The following is a 20,347-nucleotide window of genomic DNA, read 5'->3' on the forward strand; positions in this document are numbered from 1 at the left end:
TTCCTGCCAGGCAGTGGGTGTCCGCACGGTCGTCCGTCCGTCGTCCGTCCGCGCGCTGATCTGCGCAGACGCGCGCGAGCGGACGGACGTCCGCGCGGACGATCGGGGTCAGGCCCGCCAACGTCCGCGGGTGACCTGACGGGCATCTCCGGCGGCAGCAAGCGCCTGGAGCCGGTCGTAGACCCAGGTGCGTCGCATGCCGGTGGCGTCGATGAGTTCCGGGACGGTCAGACCGTCGTCGGGCGCGTGAGCGAGTGCGGTCAGGAGCGCTTGCTCGGGGTCGTCGGCGATCGTCGTCGGCGGTTCGAGGGCGCGCGGCTGGTGCTCGATCGCTGCCCTGGACAGCGGGTCGAGATCGGGTCTCTGGTCGGCGTAGCGGGCGGCGGTCTCCCGCACGTGTTCATCCGTGACGAGGTAGCCGCGGGCGCGGCGCGGTTGGTTGTGGCCGTCCGCCAGGACGTAGAACTTGCCCGGACCGTCGAGCGTGTGGGCATGCCAGCCGGCGGCGAGCATCCCCTTGTCCAGGATGAGGTCGACGTCGCGGCGTTCCCGCACGCGCAGGCAGACCCGAACGCTCATCTGCGAGCGCAGCGCTCCCCCACCCATGGCCTTCTGCGTCGGCCGCTGGGTAGCGGTGAGCAGGTCGACGGCGACCGCCCGGCCGCGGCGCGCGATCGATTCGGCATGACCGACGGCAGCCGGCGCCGTGTCGGCGAGTTCGGCATACTCGTCGATCACAATGACCAGCGCCGGTGCGGTCGGCGTGGGCTCCCAGACGCGAGTGTTGTCGCGGCCGGACGCGTGCGCCCGTGCATCGAGGATGGCGACAGCGTCAGCGAGCAGTTGCGTCGCCTCCGCCGAGGTGGTCGCGAGCCGGGCAAGACATGACGACCACGGCCGCAGTTCCATGCCGCCTTTGAGGTCGATGCCCCACAGGACGACGTCGGAGCAAGCGGCGAGGTTGCCGAGGACGACGTTCAGCACGCCGCTCTTGCCTGAGTCGGTGGTGCCACCGATGAGCACGTGCCGTCGCAGCAGTGGAACCCGGACGGTTGTCGCGTCCTCGAAGACGCCGAGTTCGATCGGATCGGCCAGCGATCGAGCGGACGGGCCGGGCCATGGGATGGCGCCGGCGTGCGGGTCGATCGCGACGACCCGCATCGTGCAGCGGCCGGCGTGTGCCGGGTCCTGCTCGACGCGGACCGCCCCGGGTCGCGTACCCAAAGCTGATTCGATGGCCGGCACCCGGGCGATGACGTCGGCGACGCTATGTCCCGGCCGTAGTTTCATTCGGGCTCGCCAGCCCCAGGTGTCCACGACGGCGGACATGACCCGAGAGCCGTCGAGGCCGATCGCCTCGGCGAGGTCCGGCCAGGCACGGACGACGCGGTCCACCCGGACGCGTGCACGGCGCCGCCGGTGCGCCCACCACGGCACCCCGAGAACCACCACGGCCGACAACAGGGCTGTAGGCAGCGGACCACGGCCGGGGCCGATTGCCGTCGCGGCGGCGAGCCAACCTCCCGCGACCACGGTCACTGATGCCGCATACGCGCGTTCTTCAAGCCGGATGAGTCCCCAAGGCCACCCGCGCAGTCCGGCCGCAAGGGCCGCCAGCGTCGCCAGGACCGCGACCATCGGCCATGCGCCGGGTTGCTTGTGGTGCAGCAGGAGTCCGGCGACCTCGAGGACGAGTCCGGACGTGATCGGGGCGAGTCCGGACCGATACCGGAATAGGGCGCGCCCTATCGCGGCCAAGCCGGCAATGAGGAGCGGTTCATCCGGTACGAGCAGGAGCGGTTGCGGGTTGCGGCGGCTCCAGCGACGGTGCCGACGTCCGTAGGCCCTCATTCGGCGAGGCCGGTATCGGTGGGTGGTGTGAAGGCCCGATGCTCGGCAACCGCATCACGGAGATAGGTCAGCGGGTCGGACTCGCCGTCGTGGTCGGCGGCCAAAGTACCGCGGGCGGCGGCGAGGAGGTTGGCGAAGTCCCACCGGGTACGGCTCAGGAGCCAGGCGAGACGGTCGATCTCGGCGAGCAGGAGAGGGATGTCAGCGATGGCAGTCCAAGCCGCAAGCGGCGTCGGCCGCAGGCGGACGGCGTGCAGGTGGATGAGAACGGCCTCCTTGTCGACGGTCGGGCGCGGGATACGCGGATCGGTAGTCATGAGCGGGAAGGAGCCTCCTTTCGGTCGGTGTTCTCTGCGGCGAGTTGGCGCCGCAGCTCGGTCGCCTTGGGTCCGGCGATGCGAAGCGCCGAGCGCAAGCCGTCTCGGCTGATCGGGCGTCCGCCGTGCAAGGCGCGGTGCCGGGCGTCGGCTTCGCGGGCGGCGTTCAGGAGGGCGGCATCGGTACGCCGGGGCCGGACTCCGGTACGGATCTCGGTCCGGTCCTCTGGAACGGAGACGATGGTTCTCAGCGCGTGGAGGTGTGCGGTCAGTCCGAGGACGGCAGCCGGTACAGCGCCGACGAGGACGACGATCGGCCAGGAGATCGCGACGAGGCCGACGGCGACGAGGTGGTATCCGGCGTTGCCGACGATGCTCGTCACAATCGCGCCGATCGCGTTGGCGCGAGCGAACCTCCGGGCTCGGCTGCTGCCGACCGTCCCGGTGAGCCACACCCGGGTCGAGGTCATCGCATATGCGTCGATGGTGACCGGCAGCAGCCACGCGAGCCGGTCCGGCCAGCCGGCGACGTGAGCCAGGCCCCGGAGTCCGGCGAAGCTCGCCACCGCGGCGGAGACAGCGGCAACCGTCATGCCGACGATCACCCACCAGTCGCGGTGCCTCACCTCAGAGGACCAGGCCGGCGATGAACCGGGCCAGGGCGCGGAGCCCGTTGCCGACCTCCGGCCCGATGGACGATGAGGAGAGGTAGTAGCCGAAGGCTGCGCAGATGGCGGCCTGCCAGAGCGGCAGGCGGGCGTAACGCCAGAGCAGGTAGACGAAGACGCCGAGCAGGACGACGGCGGATACGGCGATCGTCATTCGTCGCCACCGTCCCGGCTCCGTCGGGCTCGACGCGTACGGATGGCTCGGTCTGCTCCTCCGTGACTGCCGCGAGCCTGATGCCGGCGAGTCCAGCGGGAGCGGGCGACGCACTTGCGGCACAGGGTCGGGTGCCCCGCGCTGAGCTGCGCCCCGCACGGGCAGGTCGGGACCTCGTTCGTGAAGTGCTGGGTGTCCATTGCTGATCTCCTCTCGGGCCGGCGATGCGTGACCCGCATCGATGCCTCCGAGAGTGCGATTTGAGGACGGGACGTGATCAGGTCATGGCTGGACGTGTCCGAGACGTCTCGCCTAAGGTGGTTTCGCTGCCGGACGTCCTGACGGGAAGACGATGCCGAACGACCGACTACGCACCGCGATGTTGGAGCGCGGCATCACCCCGGCCGGTTTGGCGGAAGTGCTCAAGGTGGACCCGAAGAGCGTCGAGCGGTGGATCAGCGGGCGCACACCGTACCGGCGTCATCGGTATGCGGTCTCGGCTCATCTCGGGGTGGACGAGGTCTATCTGTGGCCGGACGCGCTGAGCTCTGACCAGGTGGCCAGCGCCAGCGAGAGCGAGATCATCAACATCTATCCGCACCGCTGGACCGTTCCGTCGGACCTTTGGCGCAACATGTTCGACAGCGCCGAGGAGGAGATCGGCGTCCTTGTCTACAGCGGCTTGTTCCTCTCCGAGGATGCCGGCATCCAGCGCATCTTCCGGCAGAAGGCCGATGCCGGGGTACGCGTACGCATCCTGCTCGGTGATCCGGACAGTGAGGCTGTCGCCCAGCGCGGCGCTGACGAGGGCGTGGACGACGTTCAGGCCGCGAAGATCAGAAATGCGCTCGTGATGTACCGGCCGTTGCGCGAGGTCGACGGCATCGAGTTCCGATTGCACCGTACGGTGCTCTACAACTCGATCTACCGTGCCGACGATCAGTTGCTCGTCAACACTCACATCTACAGCTTCACCGCGGCTCAAGCCCCGGTACTCCACCTGCGTCGGGTAGCCGGCGGCGGCATGGTGTCGACGTACCTGGACAGCTTCGAGCGGGTGTGGGACGACGCGACCCCGGTGGAGTGAGGACGGCATGGGACGGCGCATCGACTTCTACGACGACCCTGAGGCGCCCCGCCCGACGTCCATTGTTCCCTCGGCGAACGTCGTCGTCACGAACGAGGACGGGGAGATCCTCCTGATCCGCCGATCGGACAACGGGAACTGGGCGCTTCCCGGCGGTGCGATGGACCTCGGCGAGTCCCTGCCCGATGCCGCAGTGCGCGAGACCGCCGAAGAGACCGGGGTCGACGTCGAGGTCACCGGCCTGGTCGGGATCTTCACCGACCCCCGACACGTCATCCTCTATACCAGCGATGGCGAGGTGCGGCAGGAGTTCTCCGTCGTCTTCGCCGCCCGGCCCATCGGCGGGTCCCTGGCCCGCAGTGCCGAGACGACCGAAGTGCGATGGGTACCCGTACGTGAAATCGGCTCGCTGCCGATGGACCGCTCCATGCGCATGCGGCTCGACCACTTCCTGACCGCGCCGCAGGACGTACACCTTGGATAGCGACTGGTTGAGCGCCTTCGCCGATGTCTTCTCCGCGGTGGGCACCGTCGGCGCGTTTCTGGTCGGGTTCCTTCTTCTACGGCGTGAGCATCGCCGGGAGGCTGACCGTGCCGAGGACGAACGCCGCGCCCAGACAGAGCGCATCAGTGCGTGGGTGGAGCTGACCCGTAAGGTCGACGGCGGCCGGGACCTGGCGTTCCACATTCACAATGCGAGCGACATGCCGATCTACGAGGTCGAGCTGCCGATGCCCGCGCGCAACGGCGAGCAGCCGGACGCAGAGTTCGTCGGCCTCGTCCCACCCGGCCGGACGGTTCAGCGACCGGCGCCGTCGGACTGGCTGCGGACGTACATCGAGCCGGAGCCCGTACAGATCGAATTTCTGGACAGCGCCGGCCGCCGGTGGAGCCGCGACGAACAGGGCTCGCTCTGCCGGGCCGACTGAGTCAGTCCTCGTGGAGTGCCTTCGTGATCACCTGAACCGAGTTGATGATCAGCGGGCTCGCCTCACGGATCGACTCGGCGACGATGTCACCGTCCCCATAGCGGGCGAGGATCTCGGCAAGGCGCGGCTCTACGTCGGTCGGCTCGCCTACCGGTGTAGTCGTCATGTCCGCGTACGTGATCGCATGCGACATGATGCCTGGCACCTGCGGGAATTCGTTTGCGAGCTGACCATCGAGGCCACGGTTCCGGGCCTCGATGAACGCGCACGAATGGTGGGCGACCAGCCGGCAGACCAGCTCGTCGGCGTGGACGACGTCGCGCAGGTAGCGGGCGCCGTCGAGCTGATGCATGCCAGTAACCACGAGATCGGGTGCGTACCCGATGTCGTGCAGCCAGGCGGCAGATATCAACGCCGTCCCTTCGTCCCCGACGAGGTGGGCAACTGACTCGGCCTTGCGGCCGACACCTTGGCTGTGTGACCAGCGACGTGGGATCGATTCGGCCAGCAACTGGCGCGCGAGATCGCGGGCTCGTTCGATCTGCTCCACCGGAGCAGACTAACGAACGCCCCGCCGACGGGATCAAGGTCGCTACCTGCTGCTCTCCCCCTCAGCCTGGTGATCCTGACCGGAGCCTGCCATCAGTGCCGAGGCGAGCCGATCGGCGATGGGTGGCAACACGTCACCGATGCGAACCACTGCCCTACCCTGACGGCCGACGGCGTCATGGAGTGCGGGAAACTCTTGGCCGACGTCGAACCCGGCGTCCTCGAGCGCCAGCGCCAGGCGCTCCGCTGACCTCCGCGCCGCCTCGTCTTCTTCCTTGGCCATCGTCGCCCGTCCACCTCGACTCCTGATGTTCTCTCGCTGTCGACTCTGAACGTGGAGTGACGACAGGTGAACCACGCCGTGAGGACGTCTTGGGACTTCTTGGCTAGGATGACGTTCTCGCCAGCGATCGGAGTCGTTGCGTGAACCATCCTCTCGCCCGAGCCCTCCGCGGTGCAGGCATCGACGCAGTTGACGTTGCGGCGCGCCTGGGTGTCGACCCGAAGACCGTGCAGCGATGGATGACGGGCCGCCAGCCGTACCCGCGGCATCGGGAGGCGCTGGTGGCGCTGACCGGCTGGTCTCCACACGACCTTTGGCCCGAACTGGCACGTCCGGCCGATCCGGCGACCCTGGCCGACGAGGTGCGGATCGTCTACCCGCACCGCTCCGCCGTGCCGGCCGATGCGTGGGCAGGATTGCTGAGCCGTGCTGAGCATGAGGTCGCGATCCTGGCTTACAGCGCGCTCTTTCTCGCCGAGAACGTCGCGGTGACCGACCTGTTGCGGGAGAAAGCCCGAGCAGGTGTACGGGTTCGCATCGCGCTCGGCGATCCGGCTGGCAAGCACGTTGCCACGCGCGGGGACGAGGAACGGATCGGTGCCGGGATGAGCGCCCGCATCCGCACAGCGCTGGTCGGCTTCGGTCCGCTGGCTGAAGAGCCCGGGGCCGCGCTGGGTTTGCACGACACCGTGCTCTACAACTCGATCTGCCGCGCCGACGACGAACTGCTCGTGACCTCGCACATCTATGGACGGCCCGGCGCCCACGCTCCGGTGCTGCATTTGAAGGGCAGCCGCGTGGACGGGATGGTGGCGACCTATCTCGCCTCGTTCGAACGCGTCTGGTCTGTCACGAAGCCCGCCATCGTCTGAGAACCGGTGGTTCGGACTCCTGCGACACCCGGTCGCCGCTTGGGCAGGACTCCGTACCGGAGAAGCACCTGAAGTGCTGCATAGCGTCCTGAGCACGGCTCGGGCTCAGCGCAGGTGACGCAGAGACCGCCCGGCGTCACGGGAAGGTGGAAGTACAGGTCTGCCTCCGCGATCGCGATCTGTGCGCGGGCGACATGAGACAGGTACACCGTCGGGGTCATGACGTGGTCCTCGATGCGGGCCCGCCGGGTAGGTGCTGGATGCCGGTGACGCGTATCTGCGCGTAGCGCTCCTCGCCCTCGTAGCCGTTCGGCCACAACGGGATGCCGTCGACGACCACCCAGGGCCCGTCATCGAGGTACACGAGGTAGTGCACCGTGGTGATCCTCAGCGTTATAGAGCCGACGCCGTAGCAGTAGTCCGGTTCGGCTACCTGGATCACGTCTCCCGCGCGTACCGGGGCGACGCGGCTCACGAGGCGTCGGCTCCGTATTGAGGCTGCGGAGGAGCCGGGATAATCGGCTCTGCCTCTCGGGCGGCGGGGGCGAACAGCCGCTCGGATGCGAATCGCCAGTCCTCGCACCTCGGCACTCGGCAGACCAGGCACGCGCCGATGACCGGATCATCGGCGTGCATGGCGACAACGTCGCGGTAATAGGACAGGAGTCGATCGGTCAGGGACACAGGCTCGTATCCGTGCTGTTCAGAAGCCATCGGTGTCCTCCGTGCGGCGACAGCCCGGCCGCCCGGAGGCAACTGTCACGGACGGCCGGGGTCTTGGGCGAGCGCCACGCGAAGTGGCAACTCCACGAGCAAGGCTCGTCGCCGCCAGAACTGATCGGCACCGCGTGGCCCTGGACGTCTCGCGACTTCTAGATGTCCCGCCCAGGCCGCTGTCCCGGGCGTGCGCCGACGGGATGCTGATCTTGCGACAGCTCTACGCACGCGGACTTGAGGGCTTCTGGCGAGACATTGAATACGCACGGCCTTCGCCCAGCTCGTCCACATTTCCCGCGTGGTTGATGTGACGGCGCGTGCGTTGTGGTGCGGCTTCGCGATGCGACGGTCAGCCTTTCGGGCATTGGATTCCGCCCCTGCATGTCAGCTGCACGCCGGGCCGGAGGATCCGTATCCGGTCGATTGCATCTGCTGCGCGTATGCCGCAAATCCGTACCGTTCGGTCATCTGACGGTTGTCGAAGGGTTGCAGATGCTGCGGCAGGAACCTCGCACGTTCGCGGTACCGGCGGTTGGACGCGCGGGCTGGCGGTCACGCCGGCTCACCACGCTCACGCTGGCCTGCGTGCTCGCGCTGCTTGTGCCCTTCATCGCCGTGCCGCCGGCGTCGGCTGCAGGGGTGGTCACGGTGACCAACCCGTACGGTCAGGCCGCGCCGACCGGGGTCGCCTACTCCAAGGCGATGACCGCGACCGGCGGCACCACCCCGTACGCGTGGTCAGCGTTGTCGCTTCCGCCGGGCCTGGCCATCGACGCCACGACGGGTCTGATCTCCGGCACCCCGACCATCGCGGGCACGTATGCGACGAAGGTAACCGCCACCGACACCACCGGTGTCGCGGGCACGGTGTCGTTCTCCTTCGCCACCGGTGTGATCGTCACCTACCCCAGCAGCCGGGGCAGCAACACCGGCACCCCCATCGCCCCGCTCGCGCTCAAGGTCGCCGGCGGCACCGGCGAATACACCTGGACCGCCACCGGCTTGCCCACTGGCCTGGCCATCGATGCCGCAACCGGTGTCATCACCGGCACCCCTACCGCTGACGGCGCCTACACGGTCAAGGCCACCGCTACCGACACCGCCGGCAAGGCCGGCTCCACCGGCTTCACCTGGACCGTCGCCCCCGGCGCCACCATCACCGACCCCGGACCCGTGCACGCCACCACCGGCGTGGCCGCGTCGAAGCAGATGATCGCCACCGGCGGCACCACGCCGCACACCTGGACCGCCACCGGCCTTCCCGCCGGCCTGACCATCAAGGCCAGCACCGGCCTCATCTCCGGCACGGCCACCGCTGCCACCGACGGCACCGCGTCGGTACTGATCACCGTCACCGACGCCGCAAAGATCGCCACCACCATCACCGTCCCGGTCACCGTCGCCACCCCGGTCTCGATCACCGACCCGGGCACCCGCAGCGACGCCACCGGCAATCCCGTCTCCGCAACTCTTGCTGCCGCCGGCGGTGTCGCGCCCTACACGTGGTCGGCCGCTGGCCTGCCCGCCGGCCTGGCCCTCGACCGAGTCACGGGTGTCGTCTCAGGCACCCCCACCACTGTCGGGTCCAGCCCCGTGAGCGTCACCGCCACCGACGCCGGCCAGCGCACCCACACGACCACGTTTACCTGGAACATCGTCGCGCCGATCACGATCGGCAACCCGGGTGGTCAGGTCGGTCCCACCGGCGTCGCGTATGCCAAGACCTTGACCGCCAGCGGCGGCACCACTCCCTACCGGTGGAGCGCCACGGGTCTTCCTGCCGGCCTGTCCATCGACGCGGCCACCGGTGTCATCTCGGGTACCCCCACCACCGCGGGTAGCCAGACGACGAAGGTCACCGTCACCGACAAGAATGGCATCACCGGCAGCGTCTCGTTCTCCTTCGCCACCGGCGTCATCGTCACCTACCCCAGCAGCCGCGGCTCTGGCATCGGCATGCCGATCACCCCGCTGGCGATCAAGGCTGCCGGCGGTACCGGCGACTACACCTGGACCGCCACCGGCCTTCCTCCCGGCCTGAGCATCGACCCAGCCAGTGGCGTCATCACCGGAACCCCGACCACCAACGGTGTCTACACTGCCAAGGTCACCGCCACCGACGCGGCTCGCGTCTCCGGCGCGACCAGTTTCCCTTGGACCATCGCCGCCGCACCCGAGCTGACCAACCCCGGCACGGTGCACGCCACCACCGGTATCGCGCTGTCCCATCAGATGACCGCCACCGGCGGCAAAGCCCCCTACACCTGGAGCGCCACCGGCCTGCCCGCCGGACTGACCATCAAGGCCAGCACCGGCCTCATCACCGGCACCGTCACCACTCCCGCCACGGCGTCCGTGACGGTCACAGTCACGGATGCCCTGAAGATCACCAACACGGTGACCTTCGCGCTCACCGTAGGTACGCCCATCGCCGTCACCAGCCCGGGCACCCGCGCCAGCACCGCCGGGGCCGCCATCACCAACGTCGTCTTGAACGCTGATGGCGGGACCGCGCCGTACACGTGGATCGTCAACGGCCTGCCCGCCGGCCTGTCGGCCACCGTGGCCGGTGTCGTCTCCGGCGTCCCGACCGGGGCGACGACGTCAGTTGTCACCGCGACCGTCATCGACGGTGCCGGCCGCACCGCCACGACGTCGTTCACCTGGAACGTCGCCGGGCCCTTGGCCGTCGCCGATCCCGGTGCGCAGGCCGGAACCATTGGCGTTGCCACCACGCTGGAGCTCGTCGCCACCGGCGGCTCTGGTGATCTCCGGTGGGCCGCGACCGGTCTGCCTACCGGGATGAGCCTGAACGCTGCCACGGGCGAAATCTCTGGCACACCCACCACCGAGGGAACCTGGACGGTAGCGGTCACGGTCACCGACGCCAACGACGGCACCGCCAGCATCGAATTCGCCTGGAACGCGGCGACCGCCGTCGCCGCGGTCAACCCTGGTGACCAGACCACGCTCGTCGGCCAGCCGGTGAACCTCACCCTGGTCGCCGGCGGCGGCGCCACCCCCTACACCTGGACCGTCGACGGCCTGCCGGCCGGGCTGGCGCTGGACCCGCGCACGGGGATCGTGACCGGAGCGCCGGGTGACGCGAGCGCCGGAGCTACCGTCACCGCCACCATCACCGACGCCGCCGGACGCACCGACCACATCGCGTTCACGTGGGTTGTCGAGCTGTTGACACCGATCGCGTTGACCGCCCACGCCGAGGGCCTGCAGACGGTGCAGCTCGAGTGGGCCTCAGTTGAAGGCGCCGCCGGCTACGGCATCTACCGCGACGGCGCCCGAGTGGCCACCACCGGCACAGACACGACCTTGTGGGACCGCCAGCTCGACGGCGCCACCACCTACCAGTACCGCGTCACCGCGATCAGCGGCGAAGGCGTGGAAACCGCCACCAGCACGCAGACCGCGGCGACCACGCTGCCCACGCCGGCCGCGCCCGAGAACTACACCACCTGCCCCGACAGCGACACCCACAGCTGCGCCTACACCGCCAGCACACCCGCCGACGCGACACACCCGGACGCCGGCCGTGGACTGACCGACGGCGTCCACGGCGACTTGAACGCCGCCGGTGTGGCCTGGCAGGGCCGTCCCGCCACCGACAAGTACACGTTCACGGTGGACCTGGGCACCAGCCGGCCCATCACCGAGATCAACAGCACCTGGCTGCAGAAGCAGAATCAGGATGTCGAACTGCCGGTGACCGTCGCCTACGCCTTCTCCAACGACGGGCAGAACTTCACCGACCTCACCCTCGTCTCCCGCCCGTACGTTTCCGATGCGGACCAGGTCAAGGCCTACCGCGCGGTCGGCCTCAATGACACCGCCCGCTACGTGCGCGCCACCGTCAACGGCAGCGCCGGCTGGAGCCTCATCGACGAGATCGAGATCCGCGGCGTCATCGCCGGGATCCCGGCCGCGCTGACACTGTCCGAGCCGAAGCCTGCACCCGTCGATCAGGGCCAGCAGGTCCCTGCCCTGGCGATGACCGTGGACGAGCCCGTGGGGCCGTTCGCCTGGACCGCCGACGGCCTCCCTGAGGGCTTGACGATCGACCGCACCACCGGCGTCATCACTGGCACCGTGCGCGCGGCCGGTACCTTCACCGTCACCGTCACTGCCACCAGCGGCAGCGGGCGTACCGGTCACACCATCTTCCCCTGGCTCGTGTACGCGGGCCCGGCTACGGGTCCCGTCATGAGCTCGGGCATGGTTGCCGGGTTTGGGTCGGACGTGAGCAGCGGTGGTGTGGCCGTGCTGGGCGGCTACGCCTACACCGCCATGGGTTACAAGGTCGTGCGCTACGACCTGGCCGCGGGCAAGGACGCTACCGCGCAGACGGTGGCCGGTAACGGCAGCAACCTCTGCGTCGACGCCAGCAGCGGCGCCCAAGCCCGCATCTGGTCCAGCACCGCCCGGGTAATCGGCACCGACGGTTCACTGATCTACGTCTACGACTACAGCTGTGGTCTACGCGCGGTCAACCCGGCCACCGGCGCCACCCGCACCATCAAGGCGACGGTCAACACCACCACGGCCATCGCCGGCCGCTACCTCTACACCCACGACGGCAGCAGCAGCAAGATCTGGCGCTACGACCTGCAATCCGGCCAGAGCACCGTGGTGGTCGGCGTCTTCAACATGGCCAGTGGCGGCGTCCTGGCCGCCGACAACACCCACCTGTGGGTGTTCCGCAACGACGACGACCGGCTTTACCGCCTCGATCTGAACAACACCAGCGCCACCGCTCAGACGTTTGCGCTGCCTAGCACCGAGGCGTTCACCGCGGCCCGCTCGGCCGGTGACTACATCTACTACACCGACAGCCGGAACCTGCTCACCCGCATCAGCAAGAGCGACGGCAGCACGCAGATCGTCGCCGGCGATGGCGCCCACGACGACGAGCTGCTCTACAACACCACCGCCATCGCCACCGACGGCACCTACCTCTACACCGCCGGCGACCACGGCCTCGCCAAACTCACTGTCAAAACCCGCACCTACGCACCACCCGCCACCGGACCGGTCATGAGCTCGGGCATGGTTGCCGGGTTTGGGTCGGACGTGAGCAGCGGTGGTGTGGCCGTGCTGGGCGGCTACGCCTACACCGCCATGGGTTACAAGGTCGTGCGCTACGACCTGGCCGCGGGCAAGGACGCTACCGCGCAGACGGTGGCCGGTAACGGCAGCAACCTCTGCGTCGACGCCAGCAGCGGCGCCCAAGCCCGCATCTGGTCCAGCACCGCCCGGGTAATCGGCACCGACGGTTCACTGATCTACGTCTACGACTACAGCTGTGGTCTACGCGCGGTCAACCCGGCCACCGGCGCCACCCGCACCATCAAGGCGACGGTCAACACCACCACGGCCATCGCCGGCCGCTACCTCTACACCCACGACGGCAGCAGCAGCAAGATCTGGCGCTACGACCTGCAATCCGGCCAGAGCACCGTGGTGGTCGGCGTCTTCAACATGGCCAGTGGCGGCGTCCTGGCCGCCGACAACACCCACCTGTGGGTGTTCCGCAACGACGACGACCGGCTTTACCGCCTCGATCTGAACAACACCAGCGCCACCGCTCAGACGTTTGCGCTGCCTAGCACCGAGGCGTTCACCGCGGCCCGCTCGGCCGGTGACTACATCTACTACACCGACAGCCGGAACCTGCTCACCCGCATCAGCAAGAGCGACGGCAGCACGCAGATCGTCGCCGGCGATGGCGCCCACGACGACGAGCTGCTCTACAACACCACCGCCATCGCCACCGACGGCACCTACCTCTACACCGCCGGCGACCACGGCCTCGCCAAACTCACTGTCAAAACCCGCACCTACGCACCACCCGCCACCGGACCGGTCATGAGCTCGGGCATGGTTGCCGGGTTTGGGTCGGACGTGAGCAGCGGTGGTGTGGCCGTGCTGGGCGGCTACGCCTACACCGCCATGGGTTACAAGGTCGTGCGCTACGACCTGGCCGCGGGCAAGGACGCTACCGCGCAGACGGTGGCCGGTAACGGCAGCAACCTCTGCGTCGACGCCAGCAGCGGCGCCCAAGCCCGCATCTGGTCCAGCACCGCCCGGGTAATCGGCACCGACGGTTCACTGATCTACGTCTACGACTACAGCTGTGGTCTACGCGCGGTCAACCCGGCCACCGGCGCCACCCGCACCATCAAGGCGACGGTCAACACCACCACGGCCATCGCCGGCCGCTACCTCTACACCCACGACTACGACAAGATCTGGCGCTACGACCTGCAATCCGGTCAGAGCGCCGTGGTGGTCAAACCCTTCTACATGAGCGGCGTCCTGGCCGCCGACAACACATACGTGTGGGCGTTCAACAACAACGACTACAAGCTCTGGCGCCTCGACCCCACCGGCGGCGTCGAACCCAAAACATTCCCGCTACCCGACAACGGCGTGACCGCGGCCCGCTCGGCCGGTGACTACATCTACTACACCGACAGCCGGAACCTGCTCACCCGCATCAGCAAGAGCGACGGCAGCACGCAGATCGTCGCCGGCGACGGCGCCCACGACGACGAGCTGCTCTACAACACCACCGCCATCGCCACCGACGGCACCTACCTCTACACCGCCGGCGACCACGGCCTCGCCAAACTCGCCACGGTCTCCCGCGTCTATGAGGAGCCGGCCGTGCGTGCGCCGGTGAACTTCGGCGACGTACGTCCGCTCGGCCCGGACGTCCAAACCAATGGTGTGGCCGTGCTGGGCGGCTACGCCTACACCGCCATGGGTTACAAGGTCGTGCGCTACGACCTGGCCGCGGGCAAGGACGCTACCGCGCAGACGGTGGCCGGTAACGGCAGCAACCTCTGCGTCGACGCCAGCAGCGGCGCCCAAGCCCGCATCTGGTCCAGCACCGCCCGGGTAATCGGCACCGACGGTTCACTGATCTACGTCTACGACTACAGCTGTGGTCTACGCGCGGTCAACCCGGCCACCGGCGCCACCCGCACCATCAAGGCGACGGTCAACACCACCACGGCCATCGCCGGCCGCTACCTCTACACCCACGACTACGACAAGATCTGGCGCTACGACCTGCAATCCGGTCAGAGCGCCGTGGTGGTCAAACCCTTCTACATGAGCGGCGTCCTGGCCGCCGACAACACATACGTGTGGGCGTTCAACAACAACGACTACAAGCTCTGGCGCCTCGACCCCACCGGCGGCGTCGAACCCAAAACATTCCCGCTACCCGACAACGGCGTGACCGCGGCCCGCTCGGCCGGTGACTACATCTACTACACCGACAGCCGGAACCTGCTCACCCGCATCAGCAAGAGCGACGGCAGCACGCAGATCGTCGCCGGCGACGGCGCCCACGACGACGAGCTGCTCTACAACACCACCGCCATCGCCACCGACGGCACCTACCTCTACACCGCCGGCGACCACGGCCTCGCCAAACTCGCCACGGTCTCCCGCGTCTATGAGGAGCCGGCCGTGCGTGCGCCGGTGAACTTCGGCGACGTACGTCCGCTCGGCCCGGACGTCCAAACCAATGGTGTGGCCGTGCTGGGCGGCTACGCCTACACCGCCATGGGTTACAAGGTCGTGCGCTACGACCTGGCCGCGGGCAAGGACGCTACCGCGCAGACGGTGGCCGGTAACGGCAGCAACCTCTGCGTCGACGCCAGCAGCGGCGCCCAAGCCCGCATCTGGTCCAGCACCGCCCGGGTAATCGGCACCGACGGTTCACTGATCTACGTCTACGACTACAGCTGTGGTCTACGCGCGGTCAACCCGGCCACCGGCGCCACCCGCACCATCAAGGCGACGGTCAACACCACCACGGCCATCGCCGGCCGCTACCTCTACACCCACGACTACGACAAGATCTGGCGCTACGACCTGCAATCCGGTCAGAGCGCCGTGGTGGTCAAACCCTTCTACATGAGCGGCGTCCTGGCCGCCGACAACACATACGTGTGGGCGTTCAACAACAACGACTACAAGCTCTGGCGCCTCGACCCCACCGGCGGCGTCGAACCCAAAACATTCCCGCTACCCGACAACGGCGTGACCGCGGCCCGCTCGGCCGGTGACTACATCTACTACACCGACAGCAGTGACCTGCTCACCCGCATCAGCAAGAGCGACGGCAGCCTGCAAGTCGTCGCCGGTGAAGGCGCCCACGACGACGAGCTGCTCTACAACACCACCGCCATCGCCACCGACGGCACCCAGGTATACACCGCCGGCGCCCACGGCATCGCCAAACTCGCCGCCAAAATTCGCACCTTCGCCCCACCTGCTACTGGACCGGTCATGGACTCGGGAAGAGTCACCCGGTTCGGACCGGATCGCTGGGCCAAGGGCGTGACCGTGCTCAACGGCTACGCGTACACCGCCGTCGGTTACAGGATCGTCCGGTTTGATCTCGCAACCGGAGCCGGCGAGCAGGTTGTTGCGGGTAACGAAAGCTACGGCTGCACCGACGCCGGCAGCGGCGGTCTAGCTAGCTTCCGGTACCCGAACGTTATCGGCAACGATGGCAAATTGATCTACGTCGCAGATTCCAGCTGTGGACTACGGGAAGTCAACCCGAACACCGGATCGACCCGCAAGATCAACGCTCGGGCAAACCCCCACAGTGTTATCGCGGGTCCGAACCTCTACACCCTCGACAGTGCCGGCAAGATCTGGCGCTACAACCTGAGCACTCGCCAGCCCACCCCCCTGTTCACCGACATGACCGTCATGGGCACCCTGGCAGCAGACAGCTCATTCGTGTGGGCATTCAACAACAACGATGGCATGCTCCACCGCCTCGATCCGAGCGGCAAGACCGAAACCAAGACCTTCCCCATACCCGAGAAGAGCGCGTACACCGCGCTGTCAGCCGGAAACTACATCTACTACACCGACAGCAGCAACGTACTCCGACGGATCAGCAAGATCGACGGCAGCCTCCGGATCATCGCCGGCGACGGCGCCCACGACGACGACCTTCTATTCAGCGTCATGGATATCGCCAGCGACAACGGCAGGCTGTACGTCGCCGATGAGCATGGATTGCACCGGATCACGGTTGCGAACCGGAATTACGCGCCGACACCCCCGCTCGGCCCCGCGGAAAACAGCGGAAATCTAACCAGGATCGACGTTATGCACGGCGACCGCTGGGGAATTACCGTGCTTCGCGGCATGGCTTACACAGCCGAGCGCTCGAAAATCACCTGGACCAACATCTTTCACCCCGCCGACACGGGCACGGTGGCCGGCGGCGATGACAGCGGCTGCATGGATGGCAACTCCGGGGCACTCTCAAGCTTCTCCCGGGCCTCAATCGTGGGCAATGACGGAGTGCTGATTTACGTAGCAGACGATGTTTGCGGCCTGCGAGCCGTCAACCCGGACACTGGGTCCACCCGCACCCTACGGGCGCCTGCCAACATGCGATCAGTCATCGCACGCAAATACCTCTACACCCTCGACAGCTCGGGCACCCTCTATCAGTACGGGCTCGAAAGCGGCGTCACCAACGTCGTCGGACGAGACATCGCGATCAGCTCACTACTAACCGCCGACAGTTCCGCCGCCTGGCTAATCAACGGTCGAACACTGACCAAACTGTCCTTGTCCGACACCGACGGAAAGCTCTCAACTACGCCGATCGGAACCCCCGACACCATCACTACTGGACTTGCCTACCAGGTGATGGGTGCACACATCGCATCGGCCGGAAACCTGATCTACGCCATGGTGGACGTGCCACCACTCGCGGACGGCACGCTCCAGAAGCCCCGGATCGCACGAATTCACAAAAACGACTACGGCTTCACCGAGACGCTCTCCAGTCCATGGGATGGCGCAATGACCGGCCTCGCGGTGACATACAATGACGTATACACCCTGGACAGTCAAAATGGATACACTAACATCGTAAGCCTGCATTTCCCGACTTCGCCCGACGAGAGCTACTACATTGAGCCTGGTACCGCCTTCGTCCCGAGCGGGAATCGCAGCGACGTCGATTACCTCAGTTTCAATCACACTGTCATCTGGGATCCGGCCACCCGCCTATGCGTCGATCACTGTACAGGAATCCGAGCACTTGCCACCGCGAAAGCCTGGGATACGTGGGACTTCTGCCTCTTTGACGACCTCCAGGGCCCTGAGTCACAGTGCGATGTAAATGCACAAGAGAGTTTTCTCGTTGAGAAATTCGTCAATGATCAACAGATCTACAATCTGAATGGAACCCTAAAGCTAGAAGCGAAGGTGGACACCTTCAATAAATCTTGCGCAACTCTTGCCATCTTCACGGGAGCTTGCCAAGAACGGGACGCTATCCAAAAGGCCGTCGAGACCGCCGAGACACTTTTGGACGTCGCCTCAACGATTAAAGACTTTCTCGATATCCGGGGAGGCCTGCGCCCGAATAACACCAGCTGCAACAGCTTCCGCGCCGACACCCGGGTCCTTATGGCCGATGGTGACACGGTCCCGATCAAGGACATCAGGCCAGGTCAGCAAGTGCTCGCTGCCGACCCGGTCAGCCAGGAAACCGCTGCACAACCAGTGACCGCGGTGCACGTCAATACCGACACGGAACTGACGGACCTGACCCTGGCCGACGGATCCGTTGTTCATACCACCGCGCACCATCCATTCTGGACACCCGCAGAACAGCGTTGGACCGACGCACAAGATCTCGTCGCCGGCACGATCTTGAGTAGTACCGACGGCGTTTCCACGACAGTACAATCGGTGCACAACTTCACGGGCAGCATGACGATGTACAACCTGACAGTTGACCGCCTGCACACGTATTATGTGATGGCCGCCAACACGCCGGTGCTCGTACACAACACGGACTGCGATCACATTGCCCTTGGTCTGGAAGACGTAGATGGCGAATCAGCACTAGCTGTGTTCGCAATGGAGCGCGAAGCATTGACACACAGAGAATGGCCCGGCAACGAAATGTGGTACGACAAACTTAAGAGCTATCTGAGCAGTGGCTCGAACAAGCGAATCTCATTCAACCTTGATGGAATCGTGGATCCTGTCGCCTCGGCACGTGCGGGAGCTGGTGTTGATCCGAGCATGTACGAAAACTTGACGAACTGGGAGTTGCATCAGGTAAGCCAAAGCCCGGACGCCTGGAGTCGAATTACATTTTATCGAGGAGGCCGCGTTGTCCCGAACCCATTCGAATAAGAACGCCGAGCCGTTCACCTCTAATCGCAGATTCAAGCTCTGGCGATACGGCGTCGGTCACTCCCAGCTGCTACTACGCTCGCTACCGTCAGAAGGGAAGCGGTGTCTCGATGTCCACTTCGAGAGCGTTGCCTGGGTAAGCCTGCCGACTTCGTTCGATGGGGTTGAGCTCAAACTAGGTACTACCACGGACCAGGATCTACCAAGGGGAGCCGCCGACTTGATCGATGAGAAAGAACTCTTATTGGTAAAGATATCATCACAAAGGACTTCCGGTTTTGTTATTTGCGGTCGAGTTGAGGCGGCCTATACAGCGTGGAGTCCAACGGTCGCCGATCTTGACAGCGAGCGAGAGATTGTCTGGAGCCTTCGCAAAAGCTGAAGAGAAGCCGGCTGCTGGGCCACGTGACTTCGAGCATCGAGGCGACAGCAAACGCCCTGACCGGCATGACCGTCATCCTCTGCGACGTCAGCGGTCCGGCAGGGTAATCGACGAATCGGATCACCGCCGTATCGGAAGCGGCCGCCGATGGACAGTTCGTCCCACCCACCAGGCAGGGCGCGCACCTGCTCAGCCATCTCGACTTGACCATTGACAACGGCCCTGATGTGCTCCAGGGAGCCGGGCATGTGCCGCCTTCTTGATCGTGGTCGTCTCGCTGAGCCAGCTGGCTACTGAGCACACGCCAGCTGCCGACCGACCTCCAGCCTCGCGACGCAGGCAGCTCATCGGATTGGTGATCACTGTGCTGGTCCTAGTCGGTGCGGGCGTCATTGCCCGGGTGGGGATCCGTCCCGCAACGGAGCCGATCGGCTCGTACTCCTGCATAACCACCGGCTCGCAGGCTGAGGAAGAAATGGCCACTGCTCTGGCACTCTGCGACCGCGAAGCCCTGGACGAGAGCAACCGCAAGCCCTGCCGTGCGCGGCCGGCATCGACCCCGCCGCTTCCCGGGTGTGGCGTGCTCTCTTCGATGCGATCTGCGCTCCGGACGGCGGCGACTTCGATTGTCGGGCACTGCGACGCGCCACAGAAGCCGACGTTGAAATGCTTCGACAGGTGCTTCACGACGAGGTCTTCCCCGACGCGATCGTGCGCCTTGCTCGCCCCGCGACGACCCGGCCCCACCGGGCGCGATCATGTACGCCGCCACCCTACCCGGCGGGGTCTGCATCGTCACCTACGCCGAGATGGGCGATGGACCCGACTCCCCGGACATCAGCGGGCCCCTCCCCGACGGCCGCTGCCTGGCACCCTGAGGCCCCGGGGCGGCGACGCGTACTCATTTAGCCGTGTTGGGCGCGGGCCGACCGGTCACCAGGTAGTCGCCGGACCATGCACCATGGTGCAGTGGGATACGAGACTGGAGGGCAACGCACGTGGACCCGAGCAACGTCGAGACACGCGACGACTTCGCCCGCTACCTCTCGGCTGTGCTGGCTGACTTCCGATCGACAGGAGCAGCCGACTGGGAGAACGGCACCCTTGATCGTTTCCTCGATGGCCTATCGGCGTATGCCGACGCCCGTGTCGCCGAAGCGCCTGATCTTGAAAGAGACCAAGCCTCCTGGCGCTTGTTTGCCGCGATGGTTCAGGCCGCAACCGGGTACGAGTAGCCCGCACTTCCCTGCCGCGTCGACTGCGTGGCGCATGGGCTTGAAGTGACGCACCGTGAGCTATGACTGTCGTCCCTGATCCCGAG

Annotated in this window: 13 protein-coding genes; 6 read left to right on the forward strand and 7 right to left on the reverse strand. The window is 66.5% G+C overall.

The genetic code is table 11. The features are described 5' to 3' along the window. Positions 1 to 108: 108 nt before the first annotated feature. The 4 genes from EDD30_RS04260 to EDD30_RS04275 form a co-directional block, all read right to left on the reverse strand. Entirely contained in the window at positions 109 to 1,758 is a 1,650-nt protein-coding gene (locus tag EDD30_RS04260; protein ID WP_244945105.1) for an FtsK/SpoIIIE domain-containing protein, read from the reverse strand. 89 nt (positions 1,759 to 1,847) lie between these two features. After that, entirely contained in the window at positions 1,848 to 2,168 is a 321-nt protein-coding gene (locus EDD30_RS04265) for a hypothetical protein (protein WP_071808731.1), read from the reverse strand. After that, complete coding sequence (locus EDD30_RS04270) at positions 2,165 to 2,761, reverse strand: DUF2637 domain-containing protein (RefSeq protein ID WP_071808758.1); 597 nt, start codon at positions 2,759 to 2,761, stop codon at positions 2,165 to 2,167. Before EDD30_RS04270 ends, EDD30_RS04265 begins: the two co-directional genes overlap by 4 nt. Positions 2,762 to 2,795: 34 nt before the next feature. Further along, positions 2,796 to 2,990 (reverse strand): hypothetical protein, encoded by a 195-nt coding sequence (locus tag EDD30_RS04275; RefSeq protein WP_071808730.1) that lies wholly within the window; start codon positions 2,988 to 2,990, stop codon positions 2,796 to 2,798. Between the two features lie 352 nt (positions 2,991 to 3,342). Between EDD30_RS04275 and EDD30_RS04280 the strand changes: the two genes are divergently transcribed. From EDD30_RS04280 to EDD30_RS04290, 3 genes are read left to right on the forward strand one after another with little or no spacing between them, the layout of a single operon-like run. Continuing rightward, complete coding sequence (locus EDD30_RS04280) at positions 3,343 to 4,077, forward strand: DUF5919 domain-containing protein (protein ID WP_071808729.1); 735 nt, start codon at positions 3,343 to 3,345, stop codon at positions 4,075 to 4,077. A 7-nt stretch (positions 4,078 to 4,084) separates the two neighbouring features. Continuing rightward, positions 4,085 to 4,561 carry an NUDIX domain-containing protein gene (locus EDD30_RS04285; protein ID WP_071808728.1) on the forward strand — a complete coding sequence of 159 codons (477 nt, stop codon included), beginning with the start codon at positions 4,085 to 4,087 and terminating at the stop codon, positions 4,559 to 4,561. Continuing rightward, entirely contained in the window at positions 4,554 to 5,006 is a 453-nt protein-coding gene (locus EDD30_RS04290; RefSeq protein WP_143162981.1) for a hypothetical protein, read from the forward strand. The genes EDD30_RS04285 and EDD30_RS04290 overlap by 8 nt, the downstream gene beginning before the upstream one ends. 1 nt (position 5,007) lies before the next feature. Here the strand turns inward: EDD30_RS04290 and EDD30_RS04295 are convergent, their stop codons facing one another. Together EDD30_RS04295 and EDD30_RS04300 are read right to left on the reverse strand one after the other, a co-directional pair. Next, positions 5,008 to 5,556 carry an HD domain-containing protein gene (locus tag EDD30_RS04295; protein WP_071808726.1) on the reverse strand — a complete coding sequence of 183 codons (549 nt, stop codon included), beginning with the start codon at positions 5,554 to 5,556 and terminating at the stop codon, positions 5,008 to 5,010. Positions 5,557 to 5,598: 42 nt separating this feature from the next. Beyond that, on the reverse strand, positions 5,599 to 5,838 hold the full coding sequence (locus EDD30_RS04300; RefSeq protein WP_071808725.1) for a hypothetical protein: 240 nt from the start codon (positions 5,836 to 5,838) through the stop codon (positions 5,599 to 5,601). A 140-nt stretch (positions 5,839 to 5,978) separates the two neighbouring features. Between EDD30_RS04300 and EDD30_RS04305 the strand changes: the two genes are divergently transcribed. Next, positions 5,979 to 6,710, forward strand: coding sequence for an XRE family transcriptional regulator (locus EDD30_RS04305; protein WP_071808724.1), 732 nt, complete (start codon positions 5,979 to 5,981; stop codon positions 6,708 to 6,710). 217 nt (positions 6,711 to 6,927) lie between these two features. Here EDD30_RS04305 and EDD30_RS38720 read toward each other — a convergent pair whose 3' ends face one another. Then, complete coding sequence (locus tag EDD30_RS38720; RefSeq protein ID WP_170208246.1) at positions 6,928 to 7,086, reverse strand: hypothetical protein; 159 nt, start codon at positions 7,084 to 7,086, stop codon at positions 6,928 to 6,930. Between the two features lie 764 nt (positions 7,087 to 7,850). Between EDD30_RS38720 and EDD30_RS04315 the strand changes: the two genes are divergently transcribed. After that, positions 7,851 to 18,644: a putative Ig domain-containing protein gene (locus tag EDD30_RS04315; RefSeq protein WP_170208247.1), complete on the forward strand. Its 10,794-nt coding sequence runs from the start codon at positions 7,851 to 7,853 to the stop codon at positions 18,642 to 18,644. A gap of 1,380 nt (positions 18,645 to 20,024) precedes the next feature. Further along, entirely contained in the window at positions 20,025 to 20,261 is a 237-nt protein-coding gene (locus EDD30_RS04320) for a DUF7660 family protein (RefSeq protein ID WP_071808785.1), read from the forward strand. The last annotated feature ends 86 nt before the right edge of the window (positions 20,262 to 20,347 follow it).

The sequence above is a fragment of the Couchioplanes caeruleus genome, from assembly GCF_003751945.1.
Taxonomy (GTDB): Bacteria; Actinomycetota; Actinomycetes; order Mycobacteriales; family Micromonosporaceae; genus Actinoplanes; species Actinoplanes caeruleus.

Coding starts and splice junctions, on each gene's coding strand:
- EDD30_RS04265 (WP_071808731.1), bottom strand. CDS start 2,168: ATGACTACCGATCCGCGTATCCCGCGCCCGACCGTCGACAAGGAGGCC.
- EDD30_RS04270 (WP_071808758.1), bottom strand. CDS start 2,761: ATGACGGTTGCCGCTGTCTCCGCCGCGGTGGCGAGCTTCGCCGGACTC.
- EDD30_RS04275 (WP_071808730.1), bottom strand. CDS start 2,990: ATGACGATCGCCGTATCCGCCGTCGTCCTGCTCGGCGTCTTCGTCTAC.
- EDD30_RS04280 (WP_071808729.1), top strand. CDS start 3,343: ATGCCGAACGACCGACTACGCACCGCGATGTTGGAGCGCGGCATCACC.
- EDD30_RS04285 (WP_071808728.1), top strand. CDS start 4,085: ATGGGACGGCGCATCGACTTCTACGACGACCCTGAGGCGCCCCGCCCG.
- EDD30_RS04300 (WP_071808725.1), bottom strand. CDS start 5,838: ATGGCCAAGGAAGAAGACGAGGCGGCGCGGAGGTCAGCGGAGCGCCTG.